General features: G+C 60.3%; 24 protein-coding genes and 1 tRNA gene. 14 read left to right on the forward strand and 11 right to left on the reverse strand.

Annotated features, from left to right (window positions below):
* Positions 1-124 precede the first annotated feature (124 nt).
* Both DW732_RS06745 and DW732_RS06750 read right to left on the reverse strand, forming a co-directional pair.
* Positions 125-209 (reverse strand) — tRNA-Leu (locus DW732_RS06745).
* 31 nt (positions 210-240) lie between these two features.
* Complete coding sequence (locus tag DW732_RS06750) at positions 241-864, reverse strand: hypothetical protein (protein ID WP_117743691.1); 624 nt, start codon at positions 862-864, stop codon at positions 241-243.
* A gap of 163 nt (positions 865-1,027) precedes the next feature.
* Here DW732_RS06750 and DW732_RS06755 point away from each other — a divergent pair, with 163 nt between their 5' ends.
* On the forward strand, positions 1,028-1,315 hold the full coding sequence (locus DW732_RS06755) for a PTS sugar transporter subunit IIB (RefSeq protein ID WP_117807763.1): 288 nt from the start codon (positions 1,028-1,030) through the stop codon (positions 1,313-1,315).
* Between the two features lie 11 nt (positions 1,316-1,326).
* Positions 1,327-1,701, forward strand: coding sequence for a VOC family protein (locus DW732_RS06760; RefSeq protein WP_055252379.1), 375 nt, complete (start codon positions 1,327-1,329; stop codon positions 1,699-1,701).
* 74 nt (positions 1,702-1,775) lie between these two features.
* Here DW732_RS06760 and DW732_RS06765 read toward each other — a convergent pair whose 3' ends face one another.
* From DW732_RS06765 to DW732_RS06775, 3 genes are read right to left on the reverse strand one after another with little or no spacing between them, the layout of a single operon-like run.
* A complete protein-coding gene (locus DW732_RS06765; RefSeq protein ID WP_118099128.1) occupies positions 1,776-3,071 on the reverse strand; it encodes a cell wall metabolism sensor histidine kinase WalK in 1,296 nt (431 codons plus the stop codon).
* Positions 3,055-3,834: a response regulator transcription factor gene (locus DW732_RS06770; protein WP_118099129.1), complete on the reverse strand. Its 780-nt coding sequence runs from the start codon at positions 3,832-3,834 to the stop codon at positions 3,055-3,057. Before DW732_RS06770 ends, DW732_RS06765 begins: the two co-directional genes overlap by 17 nt.
* An 18-nt stretch (positions 3,835-3,852) precedes the next feature.
* Positions 3,853-4,395 carry a hypothetical protein gene (locus DW732_RS06775; RefSeq protein ID WP_055252376.1) on the reverse strand — a complete coding sequence of 181 codons (543 nt, stop codon included), beginning with the start codon at positions 4,393-4,395 and terminating at the stop codon, positions 3,853-3,855.
* A gap of 373 nt (positions 4,396-4,768) precedes the next feature.
* On the opposite strand from DW732_RS06775, the gene DW732_RS06780 reads away from it, so the two are divergent.
* Positions 4,769-5,530: a metallophosphoesterase gene (locus tag DW732_RS06780; protein WP_117735537.1), complete on the forward strand. Its 762-nt coding sequence runs from the start codon at positions 4,769-4,771 to the stop codon at positions 5,528-5,530.
* Positions 5,531-5,551: 21 nt separating this feature from the next.
* Here the strand turns inward: DW732_RS06780 and DW732_RS06785 are convergent, their stop codons facing one another.
* Positions 5,552-6,232, reverse strand: coding sequence for a hypothetical protein (locus DW732_RS06785; RefSeq protein WP_118099130.1), 681 nt, complete (start codon positions 6,230-6,232; stop codon positions 5,552-5,554).
* 473 nt (positions 6,233-6,705) lie between these two features.
* Between DW732_RS06785 and DW732_RS06790 the strand changes: the two genes are divergently transcribed.
* Positions 6,706-6,945: a hypothetical protein gene (locus DW732_RS06790; RefSeq protein WP_117735535.1), complete on the forward strand. Its 240-nt coding sequence runs from the start codon at positions 6,706-6,708 to the stop codon at positions 6,943-6,945.
* A gap of 85 nt (positions 6,946-7,030) precedes the next feature.
* Positions 7,031-7,795 (forward strand): metallophosphoesterase, encoded by a 765-nt coding sequence (locus tag DW732_RS06795; RefSeq protein WP_233539389.1) that lies wholly within the window; start codon positions 7,031-7,033, stop codon positions 7,793-7,795.
* Positions 7,796-7,877: 82 nt separating this feature from the next.
* Here the strand turns inward: DW732_RS06795 and DW732_RS10165 are convergent, their stop codons facing one another.
* From DW732_RS10165 to gluQRS, 3 genes are all read right to left on the reverse strand, one after another.
* Positions 7,878-8,351: a GNAT family N-acetyltransferase gene (locus DW732_RS10165; protein ID WP_118099131.1), complete on the reverse strand. Its 474-nt coding sequence runs from the start codon at positions 8,349-8,351 to the stop codon at positions 7,878-7,880.
* A complete protein-coding gene (locus DW732_RS06805) occupies positions 8,348-8,614 on the reverse strand; it encodes a DUF1778 domain-containing protein (protein WP_158550249.1) in 267 nt (88 codons plus the stop codon). The genes DW732_RS10165 and DW732_RS06805 overlap by 4 nt, the downstream gene beginning before the upstream one ends.
* A 107-nt stretch (positions 8,615-8,721) precedes the next feature.
* On the reverse strand, positions 8,722-9,723 hold the full coding sequence (gluQRS, locus tag DW732_RS06810) for a tRNA glutamyl-Q(34) synthetase GluQRS (RefSeq protein WP_118099132.1): 1,002 nt from the start codon (positions 9,721-9,723) through the stop codon (positions 8,722-8,724).
* A 516-nt stretch (positions 9,724-10,239) separates the two neighbouring features.
* Here gluQRS and DW732_RS06815 point away from each other — a divergent pair.
* Entirely contained in the window at positions 10,240-12,186 is a 1,947-nt protein-coding gene (locus tag DW732_RS06815) for a DUF2207 domain-containing protein (protein ID WP_158567373.1), read from the forward strand.
* 110 nt (positions 12,187-12,296) lie between these two features.
* Here the strand turns inward: DW732_RS06815 and DW732_RS06820 are convergent, their stop codons facing one another.
* Positions 12,297-12,938, reverse strand: a complete 642-nt coding sequence (locus DW732_RS06820) for a GNAT family N-acetyltransferase (RefSeq protein WP_117807747.1) — start codon at positions 12,936-12,938, stop codon at positions 12,297-12,299.
* A 277-nt stretch (positions 12,939-13,215) separates the two neighbouring features.
* Between DW732_RS06820 and purH the strand changes: the two genes are divergently transcribed.
* The 6 genes from purH (at position 13,216) to DW732_RS06850 (ending at position 19,439) form a co-directional block, all read left to right on the forward strand.
* A complete protein-coding gene (purH, locus tag DW732_RS06825; RefSeq protein WP_118099134.1) occupies positions 13,216-14,823 on the forward strand; it encodes a bifunctional phosphoribosylaminoimidazolecarboxamide formyltransferase/IMP cyclohydrolase in 1,608 nt (535 codons plus the stop codon).
* 246 nt (positions 14,824-15,069) lie between these two features.
* Positions 15,070-15,777, forward strand: coding sequence for a hypothetical protein (locus DW732_RS06830; RefSeq protein WP_233539391.1), 708 nt, complete (start codon positions 15,070-15,072; stop codon positions 15,775-15,777).
* A gap of 176 nt (positions 15,778-15,953) precedes the next feature.
* Complete coding sequence (locus DW732_RS06835) at positions 15,954-16,625, forward strand: response regulator transcription factor (RefSeq protein ID WP_118099135.1); 672 nt, start codon at positions 15,954-15,956, stop codon at positions 16,623-16,625.
* Between the two features lie 9 nt (positions 16,626-16,634).
* On the forward strand, positions 16,635-17,678 hold the full coding sequence (locus tag DW732_RS06840) for a sensor histidine kinase (protein WP_118099136.1): 1,044 nt from the start codon (positions 16,635-16,637) through the stop codon (positions 17,676-17,678).
* Between the two features lie 178 nt (positions 17,679-17,856).
* Positions 17,857-18,147, forward strand: a complete 291-nt coding sequence (locus tag DW732_RS06845) for a helix-turn-helix domain-containing protein (RefSeq protein WP_082435520.1) — start codon at positions 17,857-17,859, stop codon at positions 18,145-18,147.
* Entirely contained in the window at positions 18,147-19,439 is a 1,293-nt protein-coding gene (locus tag DW732_RS06850; protein ID WP_118099137.1) for a HipA domain-containing protein, read from the forward strand. The genes DW732_RS06845 and DW732_RS06850 overlap by 1 nt, the downstream gene beginning before the upstream one ends.
* Before the next feature lie 98 nt (positions 19,440-19,537).
* On the opposite strand, the gene DW732_RS06855 is transcribed toward DW732_RS06850, so the two are convergent.
* Entirely contained in the window at positions 19,538-19,975 is a 438-nt protein-coding gene (locus tag DW732_RS06855; RefSeq protein ID WP_055251269.1) for a universal stress protein, read from the reverse strand.
* A gap of 246 nt (positions 19,976-20,221) precedes the next feature.
* Between DW732_RS06855 and DW732_RS06860 the strand changes: the two genes are divergently transcribed.
* Both DW732_RS06860 and DW732_RS06865 read left to right on the forward strand, forming a co-directional pair.
* Positions 20,222-21,199 (forward strand): undecaprenyl-diphosphate phosphatase, encoded by a 978-nt coding sequence (locus DW732_RS06860; RefSeq protein ID WP_055251267.1) that lies wholly within the window; start codon positions 20,222-20,224, stop codon positions 21,197-21,199.
* 293 nt (positions 21,200-21,492) lie between these two features.
* On the forward strand, positions 21,493-24,393 hold the full coding sequence (locus tag DW732_RS06865; RefSeq protein ID WP_118099138.1) for an ATP-dependent helicase: 2,901 nt from the start codon (positions 21,493-21,495) through the stop codon (positions 24,391-24,393).
* Positions 24,394-24,795: the final 402 nt, after the last annotated feature.

Here is a 24,795-nt window from a genome sequence, read left to right on the forward strand (position 1 = left end):
CTCGCCGGCTCGCTACAAACGCTCCGCGTTTGCTTAACGCTTGCCCCCTCGCGGGTTCGAGCCCCACCGGCGTGCAAAAGAAACGGGCCCGCATCTCTGGGAGATACGGGCCCGTAAAAGCCAATGGTAGGGGCGGTGGGACTCGAACCCACAATCCTTGCGGCGAGAGATTTTAAGTCTCCTGCGTATGCCAATTCCGCCACGCCCCCGTGAGACTAGAAGTCTAGCACAAGCCGTCCGTTACGCGTTGACGGCCATCGAGTGTTGGCCCGACTTCTCCAGGAACTCCTGGAACTTGGCCTCGTCGCCCTTGTTCTTGTACTGCAGGGCCAGCAGGTACTCCAGGCGGCAGCGCTTGACCGGGTCGTCGCCGACATCCTCGAGCATGCGCTCCAGTTCGGGAATGTCGTTGTGGCGCTTGAGGATCATCGTGTCGTACATCAGCTGACACTCGTGCGCGACTGCCTCGGCCTGACCGCCCTCAAAGCCCTTGATCTCGTGCAGCAACTCCTTGGACTTTTTGCGGTCCTCCTGGCCAACGTAGTAGTTAAAGGCCTTAATTACCAGGTCGACGCGCTGCATCTTGGGCAGGTTGAGCCCCAGCAGCAGGTCGAACATTTCGCCAGCGCGCTCGTGGTCCTCGCGCAGCAGATAGGAGTTCAGGCGCAGGTAGTCGCGGTTGTAGCGCGGGTACAGCATGCTGGTGAGTTTGCCGTCGAGCAAACGATCGAACTCGTCCCACTGCTTGGCGGCCATAAGCTGCTGCAGGCGTTTAAACGTGGTGCGTTTTTTAACGCTAAAGAACACCGACACGGCGATACAAATAATGACGACGGCGGTCCAGAGTGTGCGGGAATCGGGCATATTGAGCTCCTCGGTCGCTCATAAAACAGGCGGTATGACAACACGTACTAGATGTATTATACGCAGTGCGCAGGCAAACTGGTACAAAAGTGCATCGAGGCCGAGCACAATCGCTCGCTGCGGTACACTTACCTAAAGTAAACCATGAAGGGAGACATTACCTATGAAGAAGATCGTTTTGGCTTGCGGTGCTGGCGCTGCTACTTCCACGCTCGTTGCCCAGAAGGTCGCTACCATGCTCGACGCCAACGGTTATGCCGGCAAGTATGAGATCATGCAGTGCGCCATCTCCGAGGCTAAGGACGCTTGCGACGAAGGCGCCGACCTGCTGATCGCCACCACCGTTGCCCCCGAGGGCCTCACCTGCCCGTACGTGAGCGGCGTGCCCTTCATGACCGGCATGAACCGCGTTGCTGCCGAGAAGGCCGTTCTCGACGTCATGGCTCAGTAGGCGCTGCCTGTATGAATGAGCAGAACGCCAATCCGGTCGAGCTCTTTGGCATGCGCGTCGCCCATGTGGGCATCAACGCCGCCGACCCGGCAGACGCCTTGGAGATCGCGGAGCTGTTCTCGACGATGATGGGCTTGCCCGTTATCGAGACCCCGGTTTCGTACTTTAACGATTCGCTGATCGAGGTCATGAAGCAGAACGGTCGTGGCACCAAGGGCCACATCGGCTTTGCCGTCAACGACATCGATGCGGCCGAGAAGTGGTTTGCCGAGCGCGGGCTCGAGGTTAACGAGGAGTCGCGCGCGCTGCTGCCCGACGGTTCTACCAAGCTCGTGTACTTTAAGCGCGAGTTCGCCGGCTTCGCCGTGCATCTGTGCCGCGAGTAGCGCACAAACTGCCATAACGAACAAAAAGGGATAGGGCCGCATGGCCTTATCCCTTTTTTACGCCGAGGGGCTTCCTATCGTGGCAGGCGAATCGTAAAGCGGCTGCCGACGCCTTCGACCGAGGTCACGCCAATAACGCCGCCATGGCTATCGACAATCCACTTGGCAATGGCAAGCCCCAGACCCGAGCCCTGCGCGCCGGCATCGCGTGCGTTGTCGGCGCGGTAGAACCGTTCAAACGCGTGAGCTGCGGATTCCTGATTCATGCCGATACCCTCGTCCTCAACACTTATGTCGATCGCGCCCGTGCCCGTATCCTGCGCTACGCCAAAGGTGATGGACGTGCCCGCGTCCGAATACTTGGCGGCGTTTTGCACGATCACGCGCAGGGCCTGCTTCACGAGCGCCACGTCGACAGAAGCATCGCAGCGCGGGTCGCTGGCGAGCGCAGTGTCGTACGCCAGCCGATACGTGTGCGCGGCATCGATCATCTGCGATTCCTCGCACACCTCGCCGACCAGTGCGGCCAGGTTGGTGTCCACGCGCCTCAGTACGGTGCGGCCGGCATCGCCGCGCGCCAAAAACAGCAGCTGCTCCACGAGCTCTTGCATGTGCTCGCTTTCGGCCTTGAGGGACGCGATGGATTCTGTCAGCACGTCCGGGTCGTCTTTGCCCCAGCGGTCGAGCATGTTCACGTAGCCCTGAATCACCGCGATGGGCGTGCGCAGCTCGTGGCTCGCATCGTTGACAAAGCGCATCTGCTGTAGCTTGGCCTCTTGCATCTGGCGCAGCAGGCGGTTGAGCGCGACCTCGATGCTCGCCAGGTCGGCGTCGCCGGTGGTGACGCTCGGCGAGTCGACACTCGCGCGTTCGATTGCCTGCTCCAGCGTTTCCATCTTGCCGCCGGAGAGCTGCATGCGGCCGAGCTCGTCCACGCGCAGGGCCAGGTCGTTGAGCGGTACCATGGTGCGGCGCACGCGGCGAGCGCCGCTGAGCATGTTGAGCACGCTGATGACTTGCCCGCCCGCAACGACAAGATAGAGGGGCCACAGCGCGATGAGGTCCTGCGCGAGGGGGAAGGTCTTGGTGGTGCGTGCAAGCTCGACGGTATAGGTGAGCGTGGCCAGGTCCAAGCCGCGCGCGGGGGCGAACGACATGCCGTGAACGGTGGCGCCGGGGATCCAGCCTGCGGTAAACGCGCCGTCGGGCAGCGTCTGGTTGTAGCCATAGACCAGGATCGCCGCCGCAACAACCAGCAGCCACAGATCGAGCCAGACGTAGCTCATCAGGCGGCGCCACATGTAGCTCCAGTTGATGGCGCGGGCAATGGAGGTGACGCGCTTGGTCTCGGCGTTATGCGCGGCAGACATAGCCCACCCCGCGCACGGTCTGGATGATGCGGGCGCCGCCGGCGTCTTCGATCTTGGCACGCAGGTGCGCGATGTGCACGTCGACGTTGTTGGTGTCGCCTACGTATTCGTAGCCCAGCGCCTCGTGCGCGATGCGCTCGCGCGTGAGCACGGTGCCGGCATGCGCCATAAGCAGGGCGAGGACGTCGAACTCTCGGGCCGTGAGTACGATGGTTGAACTACCGACGGTGACTTCGCGGCGGTCGGGATCGAGCACAACCGAGCCCACGGTGAGCACGGCGGGGGAGGGCGAGGCGGATGCCTGGGTCGAGTCGCCAGCCGGGGGTATCGCAGCGGCGTTCCCGGCCGCGCCGCTCGCCGCGCCCGTCCCGATGCCGCCAACGCTCGAAGCCGTCCGCATGGCCTCCGAGCGCTTCAGCGCCACGCGGATCCGTGCGAACAGCTCCTCAATCGCAAACGGCTTGGTCAGGTAATCGTCGGCGCCGGCGTCGAGCCCGGCTACCTTGTCCATCACGGCATCGCGCGCGGTGACCATGATCACCGGCACATCCTTGTGCTTGCGCACGCGCCGCAGCACCTCCATACCGTTGAGCTGCGGCAGCAGCACGTCGAGCAGAATCAGATCGTAGTCGCGCTCCAGCGCCAGGTCGACGGCGGTGCGGCCGTCGGCGGCGTGCTCCACCTGGTAGCCCTCGTGCTCCAGCTCGAGCGTCACAAAGCGGGCGATTTTCTCCTCGTCCTCTACGATCAGGATTCGTGCCATGCGTGCCCCCGTCTGCGATTACTTGTCGTCGTTCAGATTTTGCTTGATATCGTCTGCGGCATCGGCGGCGTGATTCATCAGGTTGTTGATGCTGCCGGGCACGTCGCCGTCGCTATCGATGCGGTAACGCATGCCAAAGAACAGACCGATCAGCATCAGCCATATCGTGGCGCCCCAGGCAAACAAGGCGACGATGGGAATCAGGATGGGGATGTTAAGGATGATCGCATCGCGGCGCGTGGCGATAAACTTGGTGTCCAGGCTCAGGCGGAAGAGCTTTTTGAGGTACTCCCACACGCTGTCCATCTTCTTGGAGAAGTCGGTCTTTTCGCTCGACTTCTCGTAGGCGGCCTGCGCGGCGACCATCTCGGCCGAGGGCTCATCTACCGGCTCGGACTCGGTGGCGGCGTGCGCCGACGTGGTCTGGGTCTTGCCTTGCGACTCGAGCCAAATAATGGCGTCCAAAACGTTGCCGTCGGCGGCATCGAGCGCTGCCTTGGCATCGGTGTAGCTCACGTTGCACTTGGTGCGGATGGTTTCAACTTTTTCGAGGTCGTCCATGACCTGTCCTTTCGTTCGATGGGCGCGCCGCCGGGCGATTTGCCCGGGCGCGAGCGTTGCGTTCGGCGGCCTGCGTCGCGCGGCGCCGCCCCGCCCTTGGTCGAACTCTATAGTGCAGGTTATAGATTAAGCGATTCTTGAGCCAAGATTAATGTTGGATGAGTTTTTGGGTGACGCGGAGGCGGCCTTTGAGGCAAGCGCAGGCCGAGCGGCTAGAGCCCAAGGGTAAATTTGTGTCCGCACGGCGAGATATACTTATTGTCAACGTTGAGGGCGCGTCAGGGCAAAGCTGCCTGGCGCCCGCGAAATCAGAGGGGCCGCCGTGCCGCATGGCGCAAACGAGTGGGGTCCCGACGCAAACAGGGGGCCATACGTGCATATCTACGCTATGAGCGACATTCACGGGTGCTTGGACGCCTTTAAGGCATCGCTTTCCACCGTCGACCTCGATGCCGAGGATTCCAAGCTGGTTTTGCTTGGCGACTACTGCGACCGAGGCCCCGATTCACTCGGGGTCTTCGAGCTCGTCATGGACCTGCAAAAGCGCTACGGCGATCGCGTCGTGGCGCTGCGCGGCAACCACGAGGAGATGTTCCTCGAGTACATTGACGAGGTGAATGACCCCAATTTCACGCAGGCATGGATACTTGCCGACAGCAATCTGGCAACGGCCAAGAGCTTCTTAGACGCCGAGGCATTCAAGCACGTTAAGCACCTTTTGAGGCTCAGGGAGTTCGAGGAGGCCTACGCCTTTACGGTTGAGCGCATAAAGGCCGAGCACGCGGACATCATCGCGTGGGTTCGCAAGCTCCCTTACTTTTACGAGAGCCCCTTCGGCCAGGTCTTTGTGCACGCCGGCGTTGACGAGGAAGCCGGGGAGGATTGGAAGCTTGGCACGGCTGTCGAGTCGTTAACCATGATGCTGCCCGATTACGTGGGGCGCGAGTTCTATCTGGATGTTATCGCCGGGCATATCAACACCGAGGTTGTTTCGGGCATTGCGGGCTATCGCGGCATCTGGCATGACGGGGCCAGCCACTACTACATCGACGGGAACGTCATGAAGAACGGCGAGGTCGCCGTGTTGAGCTACGACTCGGAGACGGGGAAGTACAGCGGCCAAGGGCTGGAGTAAGTTGGTGGGCGATTAGTTCTCCTACGGCCTGCACAACGCTACCCTAAGCCATTCGTTCATCGCCGAAGAGGGCTGCCGTTGCCAATTTTTACCCTTTGATCTAAGTTGAAGTTCAATGGTGCCGGAGGCATAACGGCTGAATCGCAGTTCCAGGGCGTTCAAGTCACCTTTGTCCCAGTCTTTAATGTGCTGGTATAGGCAATGGCATTCGTGCCACTCGTTGCTTAGGGCATGGGCGACGTCACGGAACGCAAGCAGGGAGATGAGCACATGCCACTGCTGATCTAAAACAGTCGTATTGTCCTTGAAAGGATTAAAGGCATCGATTTCTGCAACCGAATCTTTGTCGAAGTAAAAGCGGTAATGCCCTTGGCTGTCGGTGCGGTGTTTAAGCGCAAGGTAGAAAACAGCATCTTCCGGTGATGCTTTTATACCATTGTTTTTAAGCCATTCATTCCACCTGCCTTCTTTCAGGGCAGATTTCATCTCCATAAGCCTGTCTTCATTAAGGCAATTTAGGCTGCGTACGGTTTGACCAAGCACATTGGCCTGGTCATCTACTGTCCTATTGGAATCATTTTTGTAGGGATTGTTGCACCAACCAATAAAGTCTTTGACGCCTATCGGCTCGACAGAGGGCCTGTCGACACGGGTGAAAAAGTCCTGGATTTCGTTCAAATCGGCGAGCCTGGCTTCGTTCATAGCTGGATTCCTTTCTCATTAGGAAACATGTCTCATTATAGGCATGCCTGCGATCGCAGCGGCTAGGGGTGCCAGTGCTAGTGAGGGTTCCAGAGAAGGAAGCGCCGCACCCTCGGGGCAGCAAAGAATCAAGGTCTAATACTTTTCCGGAGAAGTGAACGAGCTAAATCGGACCGCCGAAGCATCGACACTTTGAGCGTGTCGTTTCCTGCGGTTTCGGTGCTGAAATCCTGCGATTTTGCGGCCGAAAAATGCGGATGTTTCAGGGGTCCAAAATCAGCCGTTCACTTCTCGGGAAAAGTATTAGACCTCGATAGCGGGGGATGGGGTGCCGGTGCAAAACGGCGTCAAGGGTTGGTCGAGCAGGCGGTTTCTTCATTGATGTCCGCACGACATGTGACACTTACCCTGTCGCCCTGCTCTGCCGCGGCGGCATGTACCTGAACAACGACCCTCTAAGGAGCTCGATAGTAATGAGTGACAACACCAAGCATCTCGCAAAGAAGTACGTCAAGGACGCGGGGCCGTGCCTCGTGCTGTGCCTTGCCGGCGCAGCGGTCGCGCTGCTGGCTGTTCTGGGGCCGTTCGACGTGCTCCGAAGTGCCGTCTCTCTACACATTTGCATGGCCCTTGCCGGCGCCATGATGACCGGCAGCGCGCTCGATCTGGTTTTTTGGGTGCTTGACCCGTTTGGATGGAAGAACGAGGGGTAAGCCCTAAGGGATGGAAGGGCTGGAACGGTTGGCTTAGTGATCGTGCAGAATGCGGGCTAGCGACTTACAGGGAAGTGGTGATCCGATGACGGTCTATGTGACGGGCGATATTCACGGCGGCGTCGACATGCAAAAGCTGCGCGACTGGGATCTTGGGGATAGTTTGACGAGCGACGACTATCTCATCATCGCGGGCGACTTTGGCTTTCTGTGGGATTTCTCTGCCGAGGAATGCGCCGACATCGCTTGGCTGGAGTCGCGCCCCTATACCGTGCTGTTCATCGACGGCAACCACGAGCGTTTCGATCACTGGGCGGAGCGACCCATGGAGTTGTGGCACGGTGGGCTGACGCAGCGCCTGTCGGATACCTCTCCCGTACGGCGCCTGACGCGCGGCGAGGTTTTTGAACTCGATGGCTCAACGATCTTTACCATGGGCGGTGCCACGAGTGTTGACAAGGAATACTGCATACCGTATTCCAGCTGGTGGCCGCAGGAGCTGCCGGACGAGCGCAACTTTGAGGAGGCACGGACAAAGCTCGGCAGCGTGGGCTGGAAGGTCGACTACGTAATCACCCACACTGCTCCACGCGCATGCTTTCGTCCACGTTCTATCCGGCGTCCGGCTGGAATTACCCCGCCGTTGATCGGCTTACGGCATTTTTCGATGAGCTGGAAGATCGCTTGGACTACAAGCGCTGGTATTACGGGCATTTCCATCGGGATGCCAACCCGGCCGAGCGCCATACCGTGCTCTACGACTGCATCGTTCGCCTGGGCGACGAACTCCAGCCCTGGGATGTTGCGTAGGGGTGGGCATAGCGAGAACTTCATACGATACCTTGGGTAGTTACCCTACATTTCAGTAGTAATCTTTATTTGTAGGGTAACTTAGGGCATGCTGGGAGCTGGAGGAGATGTCGCCCGACGATCTAAAGTTTCAGCGCCATTCGGTTGGTGCCCGGTAGGGTGGCGAAGCCAAAATGTTCATAGAATGCTGCCGCCTCATCATCTACTGGATCGACAACTAAAGCTCGCGCTCCTGCTAGGGCAGAAATTTTCAAGGCGTTCTCGATGGCATCTTTGAGCAGTGAAGCTCCAAGACCAAGCCCCTTGAACTTCTCATCGACCCCCATCATTCCAAGCAGCACTGTGGGGACTTGGGAGGGGGAGTTTCGCACGAACCATCCTCCATCAACATTTTCGCGAGCCACGGAGTGCGTGCACAACGTATAAAACCCAGCGACTGCGCCGTCGCAATACGATGCGTATATAACTGCTGATCCTCTTCTTCGCGCCGAGGCTGATCTGTTTTTAGCCCATCCGTCTACAAGAGTATTTCCGCAGTGGAAAGCCTCGATGCCTTGGTCAACGGGGAGTTGAACGGGCTTGGTAAATGTGCTCATTCCCAAACCGCTTTACGGTCAAGCAGCGCTTTTGCGGCTTGGGGCATGGGGGAATCGAGCATTTCGCAAAATGCATCGAAACCATCAGGAGAAAGATAGGTTGTTGATGCCTCGGCGATATCACGTGCGGAGCTCTCGTCAAGGTGGGCTGTGGCCCATTGGGTGAGAGTTTGCCCGCGCAAGGCCGCAGCGCGCTCGTAAGTAAGGCGTTGACGTTCGGTCAACCTTAGATCCATACGGCGTTGTTTCTCAATCGTTGGCATAGCAAAAACCTCCTTTGCACAATTGTACGGAATTATTCCGTACATAACAAGACGCAGAATTATGTCCTCGTTGAAGGGGGGGGGGCGAGGGGGCGGGGCGTATTTGACTACTCGGCCATTACGGTGATGTTCTCGCGGTGTGCGCGGATGACGTCCCAGCTAAAGTGCTCGACCAGCTGCTCGGCAGAGCGCGGTGTGGTGTCCGGTGCGATGCCCGTTTGCCCGGCGAGCCATCCCAGCAGCGCCTTGGGCGTGCCAACGCGGGCGCGGAGTTCGCCCAGGTCCAGATCGCGATCACGCTTGGAAAGGCGGCGGCAGTCCGGCGACATGAGCAGCGGAATATGTGCGTAGTGCGGCGTGGGAAGACCCAGCAGATGCTGCAGGTAGATTTGGCGGGGCGTGGAGCCCAGCAGATCGCATCCGCGCACGACCTCGGTGACGCCCATGGCGGCGTCGTCGACCACCACGGCTAGCTGATAGGCAAAAACGCCGTCGCTGCGGCGGACCAAAAAGTCGCCGCACTCGGTGGCGAGTGCTTCGCATTGGGCGCCGTACGTGCGGTCAACAAATTCGACCACGTCGTCGGCGAGGTCATCGACGGCGGGCACGCGCAGGCGTGTGGCCGGGGCGCGCAGAGCACTGCGGCGTGCAACTTCTTCGGCAGAAAGAGCGCGGCAGGCGCCGCGGTAGATGGGCGTGCCGTCGCTGGCGTGCGGCGCGCTCGCGGCGTGGAGCTCGGCGCGCGTGCAAAAGCAGGGATAGGTGAGGCCGGCGTCTTGTAGCCGGTGCAGGGCGTCCTCGTACAAGTCCAGGCGATTGTGCTGGTAGTAGGGGCCTTCGTCCCATTCGAGTCCCAGCCAGGCCAGGTCGTCGATCAGTTGGGCTGCAAGCTCGGGGCGCTTGCAGCGATCGTCGAGGTCCTCGATGCGCAACACGATGCTGCCGCCCTGGCTGCGGGCCGAAAGCCACGCGCACAAGCAACTGAACACGTTGCCTAGGTGCATGCGGCCCGAGGGCGACGGGGCAAAGCGGCCCACGACGGGGGTGGGCACTGCCGTTGCCGGTGCGTCCGCGGCGGGTGTTGCTATGTTGCGTGCGTTGATATCCATGCGGACGAGTATAGCGCGGGGCGCGGTGGGGGAGACGTTGCCGTGGCCTGCAAGTTGCCGAGGCCGCGCGTTGCGCGTGTCGGACCACCGGCTCGACAGCTCAATCGCCGCCCGCCAGCCCAACCCCTCAAACGACAGAAACCCCGGCAGCTCTTCGCAACTGCCGGGGTTTCCGCGGAAAAGGGGGACATGATCCTCGAGCGAACGGGAAAGGGGCAACCGTTTTCGCTCAACTGCTTTATGCCCCTCGGTTGGCGGCTCAATCAGCGCGTGCCGCGCCCACACAAAGCCGCTACACCTGTGACGGTGCTGTGAAGTGGTGTCTATTGCTGGCGCTGGCCATGCCAAGGGTGTCCCTAATGACTAGTCATTTAAGAACGTCCCCAATGACTAACTGCCGGGGTGCGAGCGTGACTTTTGTCCCGTTTTGACACTCCGCTGACCTAGATGTTCGTCACATGAACCCGCAAACGTGGGACAATGACGCTACTGGTATCACAGACAAAGGATGTGCCTATGAACGCCCCCGTTGCCAAGACCTGTCGGCAGCGCCACCTGTTTGCGCGATTCGCTTCCGTCTGCGCACTCGTCGCGCTTGCGTTGTTGCTACTGCCTGCCGCCGCGCACGCCGACGGCTACTCCATGACCCAAACCTATATCGGTGCCACGGTTGAAGCCGATGGATCGCTGACCGTTGTCGAGGGACGCCAGTTTGATTTCGACGACGATATCAACGGCGTGTATTGGGATATCAATACGGGCACCAACCAGCAGGGCGGCACGGCGGGCGTCGATGTGCTGAGCGTCGAGGAAGACGATGCCGCGTTTAGCAGGGTCGACTATGCAAACAAAGGCGACAGCGGCGTCTATACGGTTGAGCAGTCCGACGGCGGCGTAAAGATCAAGGTGTTCAGCCCTCACGAGAGCGGCGACAGCGCGATCTTTTACGTGAGCTACACCATGACCGGTGCGGTCATGAGCTGGTCCGATACCGCTGAGCTCTACTGGAAGTTTGTGGGCGACGGCTGGTCCGCGGATTCCGACGATGTCGAGATGGAAGTGCACTTCGCAAATGCCGCTGCCGGGACGGCGGCCGTCAAGGGCGATAACTTCCGCGCATGGGGCCACGGCCCGCTGACGGGCGACGTATCGCTCGATGCGGACAAACCCATGGTCACCTACGCCATTCCCTGCGTGCATCAGGGCGAGTTCGCCGAGGCACGCATCGCCTTCCCCAGCGACTGGGTGCCGCAGCTTGCCGCTTCGGGCGAAGATCGCATGTCAACGATCCTGAGCGAAGAAAAGGAATGGGCCGACGAAGCTAACGCCCGCCGTGAGCACGCGCGTGCGGTTGCCAGCGCGATTGCCGTGGTATGTGTTGTTGTGGCGGTTACCTATACCGGTGTGATCGTGATGCTCAAGCTGCGCAGGCTCAAGCCCAAGCCGCTCTTCCAAGACGAGTACTTCCGCGATGTACCCTCGGCCGACCATCCCGCGGTGCTTGCAGCTCTTATGAGCTGGAACGACGTGCCCGATCAGGCATATATCGCCACGCTGATGAAGCTGACCGACGACCGCGTGATCAAGCTAGAAGAAGCGACTGAGACCAAGAAGAAGGGTCTGCTCCGTCGCGAAAAAGAGGAGCGGACGTATCGCATCACCGTGACCGACGAGGCCTGGAAGGCTGCCAAGAAGGACGGCATCGATCGCGACGTGCTCAAGGTCTTCTTCGCTGGCGTTAAGCCCGATAAAGACGGCGTCCGTTCGCGCACGTTTAGCGAGCTGGAGGAGTATGCCAGCGAGCGTACTGAATCTGTTGGCGACAAGCTCGAGGACTATCAGAGCACAGTTAAGGGCAAGCTGGAGGAGCGCGAGTTTATCGCATCGGATGGCACTATCGCGATGGTGGCCGGCCTGGTTCTCGGCATCATCATTATCTTTGGCATTTTGGGTTCTCTGTTCTATACCGACTTTGCGGACGCCAACGTCGGTGCCGCTATGATCTCGATCCCCGTCACGATTGTGGGTTTTGTCCTGAGCTGCACCTTCCGCCGTTACACGCCGGAGGGCGCCGAGGTGGCGGCTCGCTGCAAGGCGCTCAAGCATTGGCTCGAGGACTTTACGCGCCTGAAGGAGGCCGTCCCGGGAGATCTGGTGCTGTGGAACAAGCTGCTGGTGATGGGTGTTGCGCTGGGCGTTTCGAAGGAAGTGCTGCGTCAGCTTGCCGAGGCCGTCCCGCCCGAGGTGCGCGAGGCCGATGGCTTCTACGACAATTATCCCTGCTACTGGTGGTATTACCATCATTACGGTACCGAGTCCCCGCTCGATTCGTTTAACGACGTGTATCACGAGAGCATTAGCGCGGTTGCGTCGAGTTCCGACAGCTCGGGCGGTGGCGGAGGTGGCGGCTTCTCGGGCGGCGGAGGCGGCGGTGCCGGCGGAGGCGGCGGCGGAACGTTCTAGCGGTCCTAAATTACGGGATGGGCTTTTCTCGACAGTCGTCGGGGGAAGCCCGTCCCTTTCTTATGTGCCGAGATGGGACGTTCTTGAATGACTAGGTGTGGCTGCCGGGTTTAGGCGGTTAGGTCCAGCTCGTAGAGGAAGCTTTCGCGCGGCATGTCGTGACGGCGCTCTTCGCGGTTGGCGCGGTGCGTTGCCGTGCGCTTAAAGCCGTGCAGCTCGTAGAACTTCCACGAGCAGTTGGAGTCGGTGTACAGGTGCGCCCTTGTCGCTCCGCGCGAGGACAGGTGCGAGACCGCAGCATCGAGCAACACCGAGCCGACGCCCAAGCCATGGACATCGCGATCCACGGCAAGCAGCGTGACCTCGTTGTCGTGTGGCAGGGGGCTGCTTTCGAGCAAGCGGTTGTTGGTGCGGATGGTTGCGCGTACAAACGAGAGATACTCGGCGCAGGCATCGGGCTCCAGCTCGCGCATCTGCGATAGCAGCGCGCGCTCGGTATCCATCCAATGTTCCTTGACGGCGGCGCCGGAGCTTTGCCCCGCACGCGCGAGCGCAATGCCGCGCGCCTGGCCGTCGATGACGGCAACCTGTGAAAACGTCGACGACGAAAGGCAGTAGGCAAGGTCGCACGCGGCCTCAAGGCGGTTGTACTCATCGTTATCCGAATTGTTATGCCAAAGCTGCTGCAGAATCAGCGCGATGGCGTCGAAGTCTTCGGTGTCAAACGGTCGGTAGAGAACCCGCGAGACCATGGTGCCTCTTTCTTTTGCGGATGCATATCGAGCACAGTTCTACCACGCCATTGGCATCTAATTATGGTGCCCCTGTGTTCCATGAACTCACCGTGCCCGGCGCTGCGCCCACATCCTCCACTCGCAAGCTTTTTCTGCACATGCGACCGTTGCGGGGTGCATCGACGCGCTCGATGCGCTACATTAAATCAGTATTTTCAATGCCGCTGCGCGAGCGCTGCAGATCGACGTATCACCGACTCACAGAGCACGGCGGCGTACCAGACAGGAGGACTGCATGGGATCTGATGTGAAGATCGCACGCGCGTTGATCTCGGTTACCGATAAGACGGGCGTCGTCGATTTCGCACGGACGCTGGTCGATGACTTTGGCGTCGAGATCGTCTCTACGGGCGGTACGGCTCGTGCTATCGAGGATGCGGGCGTTCCCGTAACCCCCATCGAGGAGTTCACGGGCTATCCCGAGATGATGGACGGCCGCGTTAAGACCCTGCACCCCAAGGTCCACGGCGCGCTGCTGGCCCGCCGCGATTCCGAGCAGCACATGCAGGAGGCGGCTCAGCACGGCATTAAGCTGATCGACCTGGTCGTCGTCAACCTGTACGAGTTCGAGAAGACCGTCGCCAACCCCGAGGTCACCTTTGCGGACGCCATCGAGCACATCGACATTGGTGGCCCCTCCATGCTGCGCTCTGCCGCTAAGAACGCCGCGAGCGTTACCGTCATCTCCGATCCGGCCGACTACGACGCCGTCCTGGCCGAGATGCACGAGACCGGTGGCTGCACCACGCTTTCCACCCGTCGTCGTCTGCAGGTGAAGGTCTACCAGACCACCGCCGCCTACGACACGGCTATCTCCCGTTGGCTTGCCGCCCAGGCAAGCGACGTGGCGGACACCTCTGCCAAGCTCGAGGTTTCGCTCGAGAAGGTCGACGACCTGCGCTATGGCGAGAACCCGCAGCAAAAGGCCACGGTCTATCGCTTTGCCGAGGGCTGCGAGAACACCGCGAGCTCGCAGTTCCCGCTCGTGGGCTCCGAGCAGGTCCAGGGCAAGCCTCTCAGCTACAACAACTATCTGGACGCCGACGCCGCTTGGAACCTGGTCCGCGAGTTCGACGAGCCTGCCTGCGTGATCCTCAAGCATCAGAACCCCTGCGGTTCCGCCGTTGCCGAGGATATCACGGCTGCCTACGACCGCGCCTTTGCCTGCGATCCCAAGAGCGCCTTTGGCGGCATCATCGCCTGCAACCGCGAGGTTCCCTTTGAGTTGGTTGAGCACTTTGCCGACCAGAACAAGCAGTTCGTCGAGGTCATCATCGCGCCGAGTTACACCGCCGAGGCGCTCGAGCGCATGGCCAAGCGCCCCAACCTGCGCGTGCTGGCTACCGGTGGCGTGGACCACGGCGCCAAGGTGGAGCTGCGCTCCATCGATGGCGGCATGCTGGTGCAGGAGGTCGACCACGTGACCGAGGACCCCGCGACCTTCACGTTCCCCACCGACCGCAAGCCCACCGATGCCGAGATGGCCGAGCTCGAGTTTGCCTGGAAGGTCTGCAAGGGCGTTAAGTCCAACGCCATTCTGGTCTCCAAGGGCAAGGCCGGCATTGGCATGGGCCCGGGTCAGCCCAACCGCGTTGACTCCGCGCTGCTTGCCTGCGAGCGCGCCGAGGACTTCTGCGAGCGCGAGGGCGTGGAGAAGGGCGGCTTTGCCTGCGCAAGCGATGCGTTCTTCCCGTTCCGCGACAACGTCGACGTGCTTGCCGCTCACGGCGTGACCTGCATCATCCAGCCCGGCGGCTCCAAGCGCGACGACGAGAGCATCCAGGCCTGCAACGAGCATGGCATTGCGATGGTGTTCACAGGGGCCAGACATTTTAGGCACTAGGGCTTTCCCAAGCACCCGACCTTGCCCCTCAAACCGTCGCTTGCGTACATTTAGTACGCGGCGCTCCTCTTTCGGGGCAATCTCGGGCACTTGGAAAACCCTTAATGGGATGTTGTTCTATCCCATTAAGCTGATCGGTCGCTTGGCCATATCGTCAAAATAATCTCTGCAAAAGACGGCCGCTCCGTTTGGAGGGCCGTCTTTTTGGTATAAGAGGACGGAATGACTAACACGAAAGGGATGACCATGCCCCAGATTGATGATGCCGAGCTGTTTGGCAATGCCGAGGACCAGCGCGCGTACGAGGACTTTTGCGCCAATCAGGAGGCGTTTGAGAAGTTTACGCTCGACGAGCCCGCGCTCGTGTGCCGTTGGCGCATGTCCAACAAAAAGGTACCCATGCTCAACCGTCACATCCGTGCGCTGTCCGAGCGCTTGGTGCAGGGCGAGCCGCTCACCCATAACATGCTCAGCTGGGCAAAGCAGCACGTTGAGTGGTCGCTTGCCGAGGGCGATTACACCGCGCACGACGGCGTGCTCATGCTAGTGATCGACGTCAACGGCAATGCCGCCATGACGGTGGGCGAGTACGAGCCGCTGGCCGATACTTCGGCCAAGGCGCTGCGTGCCCGCTCTGCCGAGGCCCGCTCCGAGGCCGACGAAACCGGCGTGGCGCCCGAGTTGCTCGCTTCCGTCAACGACGGAGAGCTGGCCTTTGTGGCGCCGGCGGACGAGTGCCTGTGCGGTACGGCGACGCTCATCGAGCAGCTGGCCCAGACCAAGGGCATCTCGGTCACGCGTGTAGACATTCCCGCGCAGCTCAAGGGTGCTTTGTTTCTGGTGAGCGACGAGCACGGCGTGGTTCCCGCTGCCGATGCCGACGCTGCCGAGGCGGACGCTGCTATGGTCACCTTCTTCGCCGACGGTTACGAAAAGCTCCGCGCCCGCCGCTAAATGATTTTTCTGGCGCGGGGATTTTATAATCATTTGATCCCCGCACCCGTTGCGAGCGAGGGCGAGTCGGACCTTTCGTTCGCGAACAGTTCTGTCACCTTGTTGCCGCGCGAGGCGCGTGCCGGCGACTTCGCGGCAATAATGGCTGTAAGACAACTAAGAGGGGAGCGGAATCCATGGCGCTGATCTATATCGTTGAGGACGACGAGCCCATTCGTCGCGAGCTTGCTGACATCCTTGCCCGTGCTGGTTTTGAGGTCGAGGCCTGCGAATCGTTTGAGCATGTCTCGCGCGATATTCTCGCTGCCGCGTCCGACCTGGTGCTGCTCGACCTCACGCTTCCTGTCAAAGACGGCCAGCACATCTGCCACGAAGTCCGCCGCGAATCCGAGGTCCCCATCATCGTCCTTACGTCGCGCACGACCGAAATCGACGAGGTCATGGCCATGACACTCGGCGCGGACGACTTTATTTCCAAGCCCTATAGCGCGCGCGTGCTCGTGGCGCGCATCAACGCGCTGCTGCGCCGCACCACGTCGGCAGGCGAGCGCAGCACCATGGTCCACAAGGGGTTGGAGCTCGACCTTGCCCGCTCCACGGTCACCAATACGGCAACCGGTGACAGTACCGAGCTCACCAAAAACGAACTGCGCATTCTCTCGCTGCTCTTGGGTCGCGTGGGCAAGATTGTCTCGCGCTCGGCCATCATGCAGGACCTGTGGGATTCCGATGCCTTTGTGGACGACAACACGCTCACCGTCAATATCAATCGCTTGCGTGCGACGCTCGACAAGATCGGCGTCAAGGGGTACCTCACCACGCACCGCGGCCAAGGCTATTCGGTTTAGGGTCCGGCCATGTCGTTTGGCAAGTTCTTTAAAGACGCGTTGCTGCCCGTTGCCGTGTGGACGTGCGGCGTGCTACTGAGCTGCTTTGTGCTGACGGTGGCCGGCGCCCCCGCATCCATCGTGATCGTGGCGGTTGGCGTGTCCTTTATCTTTGGCGTACTGGGTATCGTGATCGAATATGCGCGCCGTCGCCGCTTTCTGCACCAGCTGGAGCGTGCGGCCGAGGAGCTGGAGAGCCCTGCGTGGGTGCAGGAGATGGTGCAATGCCCAATCTATGCCGAGGGCGAGCTCGAGTACGAGGTTCTGCGCCGGGTGGGTAAAGCCGCGTGCGATGAGGTTGCCGAAGGCCGGCGTCAGACCGATGACTATCGCGACTATATCGAGAGCTGGGTCCACGAGGCCAAGCTGCCCCTGGCGGCAGCCCATCTGATTTTGGAAAACTTGGACGGCAGCGAAGACGACCTGTCGCGCGTGGATGACCTGGGTCGCGAGCTGGATCGCGTGGAACGCTATATCGACCAGGCGCTGTACTATGCGCGCTCGGAAGTCGTGGAGCGCGATTACCTGATTCGCCGCTGGGATCTTAAGACCTTGGTGGCGGGTGCGATTAAGGCCAACGCGCGCGAGCTCATTGCGGCGCACGTGGCTCCGGTGTGCGAGAACCTCGATTTCGAGGTCTTTACCGACGAGAAGTGGCTCGAGTTTATCCTGGGCCAGCTCATTCAGAACAGCATTAAATATGCGTGCGAGGACGGCGCGAAGATCGTGTTTTCGGGCGCGTTGCTGGACGAGGGCTTGGCAAGCGAGCGCATTGAGCTTGCCGTCGCCGATAACGGCTGCGGCGTGTGTGCGGCAGACCTGCCACGCGTGTTCGAGAAGGGCTTTACCGGCGACAATGGCCGCACCACCAAGCGTGCAACGGGCATCGGCCTCTACCTGGTGGCGCGCCTGTGCTCCAAGATGGGCATCGACGTCACCGCAGCGTCCGACCCCGGCGAAGGTTTTGTTGTAACGTTTGCCTTCTCGACGAACAAGTTCCAATACTTTGAGTAGCCGGCCCGTATGGCGCGGCCGATCGGAATCTTCCCGTCTGGGAACAAATCGGGGGCTTTTAACAACTATATTCCTGAACGGGAACATTGCTAATGAAGTCGATACTATATTCTCGTACATGAACATAGCTTAGTAGTTTTATACTGTGTTCACGAACAGGAATATAGCTAGGAGCATCATGAGAACAGTGACAACGATAAAAAAGCTGGATGGGCGCATCAAGCTCAAGCCGTCAGAAGCTGCTTTCTCGGAGCGCATGGTTTTCGATCCGGCCGAGATGGGGAAGGCCCTCAGGCTCAGAAGGCGTGAGCTTGGCTTAACTCAACGTGACGTCGCGACTATGACGGGTCGCAGCCTTCGTGTGATCGGTGATATCGAGCGGGGGCGGACAACGGTCGAAATTGGCGTCATTTTCGACTACGCCTCCATCGTGGATATCGATTTTATTCTGAAGGTGAGGGGAAAATAATGGATGGCGCACTGTTCGTTCATCGTGAGTTTAATGGTTCCTACCAGCTGGTTGGCGTATTAGAGGAAAACGCCGGGCTTCCGATATTCGCCTATGACCCCAAGTATCTCGAGAGTGCTGATGCGGCCCCGATTTCGGCCTCGCTGCCTTTGTCGGCCGAGGCGTTCAGCCCGGACGTAACGGGCTCCTTTTTCTCTGGCATCATTCCAGAGGGGCAGCTTAATAGGGACCTCGAGAAAAGGGCGCGAGCGGAACGCGGAGATTACTTTAAGGTGCTCGATTTGGTCCGCGATGAACCCGTCGGCGTTCTTGTTTTGACGCGAGAGCCTTCGGCAGAGGGTCTCGAAATGGGCTATGAAGAGATAGATGGGGAGCGGCTAAGCAGGCTGGCATACGCACCGGCGGAGGTTGCTTTTGACTTAGCGCTAGAGAGTCGAATCTCCCTTGCGGGTGCTCAGGCGAAGGTTGGCCTTTACCATACGGGCGATGACCCGTGCGGCGGATGGTACCTGCCTCATGGAGCGGCTCCATCTACGCACATCCTCAAGGCGGGGTCGAAAACGTTTCCGGGCGAGACGGTGTGTGAAGCGATGTGCGTTAGAGCCGCATCTCTGATGGACCTATCGGCCGAAGAATGCTTTCTAATCCGGGTTGAGGACGCCGAGCCGATTATCGCTGTGAAGCGATTTGATCGAGTAACGTCGGATGACGGACGCTCGGTTGATGGATTGCCAATTCCATATCGTTTGCACCAGGAAGATGTTTGTCAGGCCAAGGGTATCTCGCGTGAGCTTAAATATGAGCCGACGGGCGTCAATTATCTGGGACTTATCGTCGATGCGGTGCGAAGGGTGTCGACTAATCAAATGGAGGATAGGTTCCTTATCGGCTATAACCAGCTGTTCGATTATGCCGTAGGTAACTGCGATAACCATCTTAAGAACTGGTCGCTCGTGTGGGACGAAAGTTGGAAACAAGTGAGGTTGGCGCCGCTCTATGACGTGCTGTGCACAACGGTTTACCCCAGCCTTGTTCGCGAGATGGGCGTCTCGTTTGGTGGGAGCCGGAAGATCGACGATGTAACGCGCGGATCGGTGATGAACCAAATGATCGAGGCGGGTTTGCCCGCGGGAATCGTTGCCGGGATGATAGCCGACACCTGCAATGAGGTTCCAGACGCACTAAGAGACGCCGCGCGCGGTCTCAAAGAAGATGGTTTTCCCGAGGCGGAGGTAATGTTCGAGAAGATCATTCCAGAAGTACAAGCCCGTCTAAGCAGGATCGCCTCATAACAAAACGCGCCGCCCCGATCCGGGCGGCGCGCCATCTTTCTTATCAGCCAGCTCGCTGAAGTAAGGCTGCGAAGGCCCCGCGGCCGGTGGGAGCAACGCTACTTCACGACCAGGATATCGCAGTCGGTGTTGCGCAGCAGGAACGTCGAAATCGAGCCCAGTAGCGCATACTTGATCGAGGACAGGCCGCGGGCGCCGCAGAGCACCAGGTCGGGCTTGACCACGTCGAGCATCTCGTCTTTGAGCGTCTCGCGAATACGGCCGGCGCGAATCATGACCTCGACCTCGGGAATATCAGGATTGGCCTTGGCCTCTTCGAGCTGCTTGGCGATGGAGTTGTTAAATGCCTCCTCCAGACCGTTGACCAGATCGACCGGATAGGAACCGGCGCTCTCGAGCGCCGTGGAATCGATAACGTGGCCGATAATCAGCTTAGCGCCGTTGTTCGCGGCGACCTTGATGGCGCGTGCGAGCACAAAATCCTGCTGCTCAGTACCGTCGAGTGAAACAAATACCTTGGTGTAGCCCTCGTTCATGGTTTCCTCCTTGGTCTATCGCACGGGCGCGGGGCTCGTGCGTCGGGCGGGCGCGGATGCGTGGCCGCCGGACACTTTATCTTGTTGCAGTTATACCCAAGGATTTGGGTTTGACCGCTCGCAATTCTGTGAACGGGCGAGTTTTTTGGTAAGGGTAGGCGCAGACGCGCTCGAACGGTTGATAATGGGACATCGCCTGCACCGTCCGCAGAATAATATCGGCGGGTGTCTAACGAGGGGGTTCCTTTGGATATCATCGAGCTTCTAAAATCTGCCTTCATGGGCCTGGTCGAGGGCATTACCGAATGGCTGCCCGTTTCGTCGACCGGTCACATGATCTTGGTGGACGAGTTCGTCAAGATGAACGTGAGCGAGACGTTCTGGAATATGTTCCTGGTCGTGATCCAGCTTGGCGCCATTTTGGCCGTCTGCGTCCTGTTCTTCTACGACCTTAACCCGTTTTCTCCCAGCAAGGGCAAGGAGGGCCGTCGCGACACCTGGGTGCTGTGGGGCAAGATTGTGCTCGGCTGCATTCCCGCCGCGGCAATCGGTCTGCCGCTCAACGACTGGATGGAGGAGCATTTCTACAATGCTCCCGTCGTGGCACTGGCGCTCATCGTATACGGCGTGCTGTTTATCGTGATCGAGAACTGGCGCGCGAACAAGCGCGAGCAGGCTGCTCTTGCCGGTTCGTTTGGTTCTCGTGCCGTGACGTCGGGTGGGCGTCCCGCTGGCGCACACTTTGCCGCACCCGCTGCGACTGCCGCTGCAGACGACGATGACGATAACCTGGACTTTGGTTCCATCGCTACGCTCGAGGACCTGAGCTGGAAGACCGCACTGGGCATCGGTTGCTTCCAGGTGCTCTCGCTGGTGCCGGGTACGTCGCGCTCTGGCTCCACCATCATCGGTGGCCTGCTTTTGGGCTGCACGCGTTCGGTGGCGTCCAAGTTTACGTTCTTCCTGGCCATCCCTGTCATGTTTGGCGCGAGTGCGCTCAAGCTGGTCAAGTACTTTATTAAGGGCGGTACGTTCGGTGCCAACGAGGTCGCTATCTTGGGCGTGGGCTGCGTTGTGGCCTTTGTGGTTTCGCTCATCGCCATCAAGTGGCTCATGGGCTTCGTTCGCCGTCACGACTTTAAGTGCTTCGGTGTTTACCGCATCATCCTGGGCATCGTAGTGCTCGCATATTTCTTCGTTCTGGAGCCTATGCTCGGCCTATAACTTGGTTGACGCTGCGCGGCGGCCAGAGCGACAACTTGTCATTCAAAGAGGGCGGCATGACCAATAGGTCTATGCCGCCCTCTTTTCATGCCGATTTGTTCGCTCTGGCCGCCGCTCGCTACCGTTGCCGTGACATCGGTGGCTCCGTGATTGGTCCAATGGGGTCAGGTTTGGCGGCGGCGCACGGAGTCGTGGTGTGATTTGCGTCGGTGTCCGTGCGGCTCGGTATACTGGTACGGCTCAAACTATGGCGCTGCCCGTAGGCGCGCCGTCCGTCAGATGAGGAGTCGCCCATGACCCAGCCCTTGCCCTGGGAAAAGAACACCGCGGTACCCGTGCCGCCCGCGCCGGAACCCGTGCCACTCGATGCATACACCGCCCCCGCTGCGCCGGAGCCCGAGCTCGTTCCGCTCGACATCTACGACGCCCCCGCGCCGGCTCCTGCGCCCGCAAAGCCGCTTGTCGACATCGACAGCCTTAATCCCGCCCAGCGCGAGGCGGTGCTCACCACCGAGGGTCCGTTGCTGGTACTTGCCGGCGCCGGCTCGGGCAAGACCCGCGTCCTGACCTTCCGTATCGCACATATGCTCGGCGACCTGGGCGTTAAGCCTTGGCAGGTTCTTGCCATCACGTTTACCAACAAGGCCGCGGCCGAGATGCGCGAGCGTCTGGCAGCGCTCATCCCCAGTGGCACCCGCGGCATGTGGGTGTGCACCTTCCACGCCATGTGCGTGCGCATGCTGCGCGAGGACGCCGACCTGCTGGGCTACACCGGTCAGTTCACCATCTACGATGATGACGACTCAAAGCGCATGGTGCGCGACATTATGCAGGCGCTCGGCATTGAGCAAAAGCAGTTCCCCATCAACATGATCCGCAGCAAGATCAGCTCGGCTAAAAACGCCATGATCGGCCCCGAGGACATGCTCAAATCTGCCGACAGCCCCAATGACAAAAAGGCCGCGCAGGTCTACCTGGAGCTGGAGCGCCGCCTGCGCGCCGCCAATGCGATGGACTTCGACGACCTGCTCGTGCACACGCTCGAGCTGCTGCGCACCCGCCCCGAGGTGCTCGACAAGTACCAGGAGCGCTTCCGCTACATTAGCGTCGACGAGTATCAGGACACCAACCACGTCCAGTACGAGATCGCCAACCTGCTGGCCGCCAAGTACCAAAACCTCATGGTCGTGGGCGATGACGACCAGTCCATTTACAGCTGGCGCGGCGCCGACATCACCAACATCCTGGACTTTGAGCAGGATTTTAAAAACTGCAAGACCGTCAAGCTGGAGCAAAACTACCGCTCCACGGGCCATATCCTGAGCGCCGCCAACGCCGTGGTGCGCCACAACTCGCAGCGCAAGGACAAGCGCCTGTTTACGGCCGAGGGCGATGGCGAGAAGATCCAAGCCTTCCAGGCGAGCGATGAGCGCGACGAGGGCCGCTGGATTGCCGGCGAGATCGAGAAGCTGCATGCCAAGGGTACGAGCTACGACGATATCGCCGTGTTCTACCGCACCAACGCTCAGTCGCGTATTCTCGAAGATATGTTCCTGCGTGCGGGCGTGCCCTACAAGATCGTGGGCGGCACGCGATTCTTCGACCGTGCCGAGATCCGCGATGTCATGGCCTACCTCAAGATAATCGTGAACCCGGCCGACGAGATGAGCGTCAAGCGCGTCATCAACACGCCGCGTCGCGGCATCGGCTCCACTTCGATCCAAAAGATTGAGCAGCTGGCGCGCGACAACCGTTGCTCGTTCTTCCAGGCCTGCGAGATTGCGACAGCCGAGACGGGCATGTTTAGCGCCAAGGTGCGCAATGGCCTGTCGAGCTTTGTGGCGCTGGTGCGCGAGGGCCGTCGCATGGACGGCGAGCTCAAGGACGTCGTCGAGATGATCGTCGATAAGACGGGCCTGCTGCGGGCTTTTCGCGCCGAGGACACCATGGAATCCGAGAGCCGTGCCGAGAACATCCAGGAATTCCTGGGCGTCGCCGCCGAATTTGAGGAGACGCACGAGGATATCGAGGGTACGCTCGAGAGCTTGGAGGAGTTGCGCGCTGCCGGCGTTGCCGACGTGCCTGCCGGCGCCGAGCCCGAGCCCGTCGTGGTGAGTGCGCCCGCGCCCGAGCCGGGACCCTCCGCCCCGGCATCTTCGTTTGAAGTGCCCATCGGCGCACGTGACGCCGCGGGCACCAACCCGCTCGATAGCCTGGCCGCTCCGGCACTCTCGCCGCAGGACGCCCTGGCCGCCGCCATCGCGGGTAACGCATATGCCGCGCCGACGGAGTTGTCGGCGGGTGCCGTGCATGCCGATGAGATTGAGCGCACCTACGGTCCGCTCACCTGTAAGGCGCTTCCCGCACTTATGGAGTGGCTGGCCCTGCGCTCCGACTTGGATTCCCTGGCCGGCGAGACGCATGCCATCACCATGATGACCATCCACTCCGCCAAGGGCCTGGAGTTCCCGGCGGTGTTCGTGGCCGGCATGGAGGAGGGCATCTTCCCGCATGTGCACGACTTTGGCGGCAGCGATGACCCGGGCAAGCTCGAGGAGGAGCGTCGCCTGGCCTACGTCGCCATCACGCGTGCCCGTAAGCGCCTGTTCTTGACCTATGCGGCCACGCGCCGTACGTACGGCTCAACTTCTGCCAACCCGCGCTCGCGCTTCCTCAACGAGATTCCGTTTGAGGATATCGAGTTCAGCGGTATCGGTTCTGCCGGTTTTGAGGGCACGGGCTGGGAGAAGCGCGGCGACCGTCGCGGCACCTTTGGCTCGGGCATGGGCTCGGATATGTACGGCGGCAAGGTGTTTGGCTCGCATACGCGCTCGACCGGCGGTTCCGCCTCGCGTGGCGGATCGAGCTTCGACGATTTCTTTGGCGGCAGCAGTTATGGGACCGAGCGTCATCGCGGGGTCTCGCCCGACGCCGGCCGTGTCGCCTCGACCTTTGGCTCGGGTGCATCGCGAGCCAAAAAGCCGTCGTCCAAGGTGTCGCCGACGGTGGAGCGCAAGGTCGATCGCGCGAGCGCGTCGCAGGACTTTGCCGCGGGCGATACCGTGAGCCACAAGACCTTTGGCACGGGTACCGTGATCTCGGTCGCCGGAGACATGATCGAGGTTCAATTCGAAAAGACCGGCCAGACCAAAAAGCTAATGAAGGGCTTTGCACCTATAGTGAAACTGACCTAGGCGGCTTTCCCAGGCACGGCACCTCGGCCTTCAATCGTCGGGCATGACCTCAAGGTCTATGCCCTCCTCTTTCAGGCCGATCTGCCGCACCTGGAAAACCCGTACATCCGGCTGGCGGGCACGCCGGGGGCTTTGGTCGCCTGCTCGGGCAGTCCTGCGCAAGACGGAGAGCACATTAAGTGCTCTCCTTTGCGTGCGGAACTCGCGACCGATGTTGCCCTATACGCCCACCCAGGTCCTCAGGTAACGTTGCTTGCGAACAACGCTCTGCTCGTTCGCTTTTTGGTCTGGAGAGCCGGGTGGGCTGATAAATGGATATGAGTAGGGGCTCCCCCGTTGATGGACGGGAGAGCCCCTTGTTGCTTTTAGGTTGTTGCTGCTGTCCAGAGGTTCGCCGGGATG

Origin of the sequence: Collinsella sp. AM28-11LB, assembly GCF_003469895.1 — a bacterium.
In the GTDB taxonomy this organism is placed as follows: Bacteria; Actinomycetota; Coriobacteriia; order Coriobacteriales; family Coriobacteriaceae; genus Collinsella.

Coding starts and splice junctions, on each gene's coding strand:
- gluQRS (WP_118099132.1), bottom strand. CDS start 9,723: ATGGATATCAACGCACGCAACATAGCAACACCCGCCGCGGACGCACCG.
- purH (WP_118099134.1), top strand. CDS start 13,216: ATGGGATCTGATGTGAAGATCGCACGCGCGTTGATCTCGGTTACCGAT.
- DW732_RS06840 (WP_118099136.1), top strand. CDS start 16,635: ATGTCGTTTGGCAAGTTCTTTAAAGACGCGTTGCTGCCCGTTGCCGTG.
- DW732_RS06775 (WP_055252376.1), bottom strand. CDS start 4,395: ATGGACGACCTCGAAAAAGTTGAAACCATCCGCACCAAGTGCAACGTG.
- DW732_RS06750 (WP_117743691.1), bottom strand. CDS start 864: ATGCCCGATTCCCGCACACTCTGGACCGCCGTCGTCATTATTTGTATC.
- DW732_RS06770 (WP_118099129.1), bottom strand. CDS start 3,834: ATGGCACGAATCCTGATCGTAGAGGACGAGGAGAAAATCGCCCGCTTT.
- DW732_RS06765 (WP_118099128.1), bottom strand. CDS start 3,071: ATGTCTGCCGCGCATAACGCCGAGACCAAGCGCGTCACCTCCATTGCC.
- DW732_RS06835 (WP_118099135.1), top strand. CDS start 15,954: ATGGCGCTGATCTATATCGTTGAGGACGACGAGCCCATTCGTCGCGAG.
- DW732_RS06755 (WP_117807763.1), top strand. CDS start 1,028: ATGAAGAAGATCGTTTTGGCTTGCGGTGCTGGCGCTGCTACTTCCACG.
- DW732_RS06785 (WP_118099130.1), bottom strand. CDS start 6,232: ATGAACGAAGCCAGGCTCGCCGATTTGAACGAAATCCAGGACTTTTTC.
- DW732_RS06850 (WP_118099137.1), top strand. CDS start 18,147: ATGGATGGCGCACTGTTCGTTCATCGTGAGTTTAATGGTTCCTACCAG.
- DW732_RS10165 (WP_118099131.1), bottom strand. CDS start 8,351: ATGAGCACATTTACCAAGCCCGTTCAACTCCCCGTTGACCAAGGCATC.
- DW732_RS06830 (WP_233539391.1), top strand. CDS start 15,070: ATGCCCCAGATTGATGATGCCGAGCTGTTTGGCAATGCCGAGGACCAG.
- DW732_RS06790 (WP_117735535.1), top strand. CDS start 6,706: ATGAGTGACAACACCAAGCATCTCGCAAAGAAGTACGTCAAGGACGCG.
- DW732_RS06815 (WP_158567373.1), top strand. CDS start 10,240: ATGAACGCCCCCGTTGCCAAGACCTGTCGGCAGCGCCACCTGTTTGCG.
- DW732_RS06795 (WP_233539389.1), top strand. CDS start 7,031: ATGACGGTCTATGTGACGGGCGATATTCACGGCGGCGTCGACATGCAA.
- DW732_RS06820 (WP_117807747.1), bottom strand. CDS start 12,938: ATGGTCTCGCGGGTTCTCTACCGACCGTTTGACACCGAAGACTTCGAC.
- DW732_RS06855 (WP_055251269.1), bottom strand. CDS start 19,975: ATGAACGAGGGCTACACCAAGGTATTTGTTTCACTCGACGGTACTGAG.
- DW732_RS06760 (WP_055252379.1), top strand. CDS start 1,327: ATGAATGAGCAGAACGCCAATCCGGTCGAGCTCTTTGGCATGCGCGTC.
- DW732_RS06805 (WP_158550249.1), bottom strand. CDS start 8,614: ATGCCAACGATTGAGAAACAACGCCGTATGGATCTAAGGTTGACCGAA.
- DW732_RS06845 (WP_082435520.1), top strand. CDS start 17,857: ATGAGAACAGTGACAACGATAAAAAAGCTGGATGGGCGCATCAAGCTC.
- DW732_RS06865 (WP_118099138.1), top strand. CDS start 21,493: ATGACCCAGCCCTTGCCCTGGGAAAAGAACACCGCGGTACCCGTGCCG.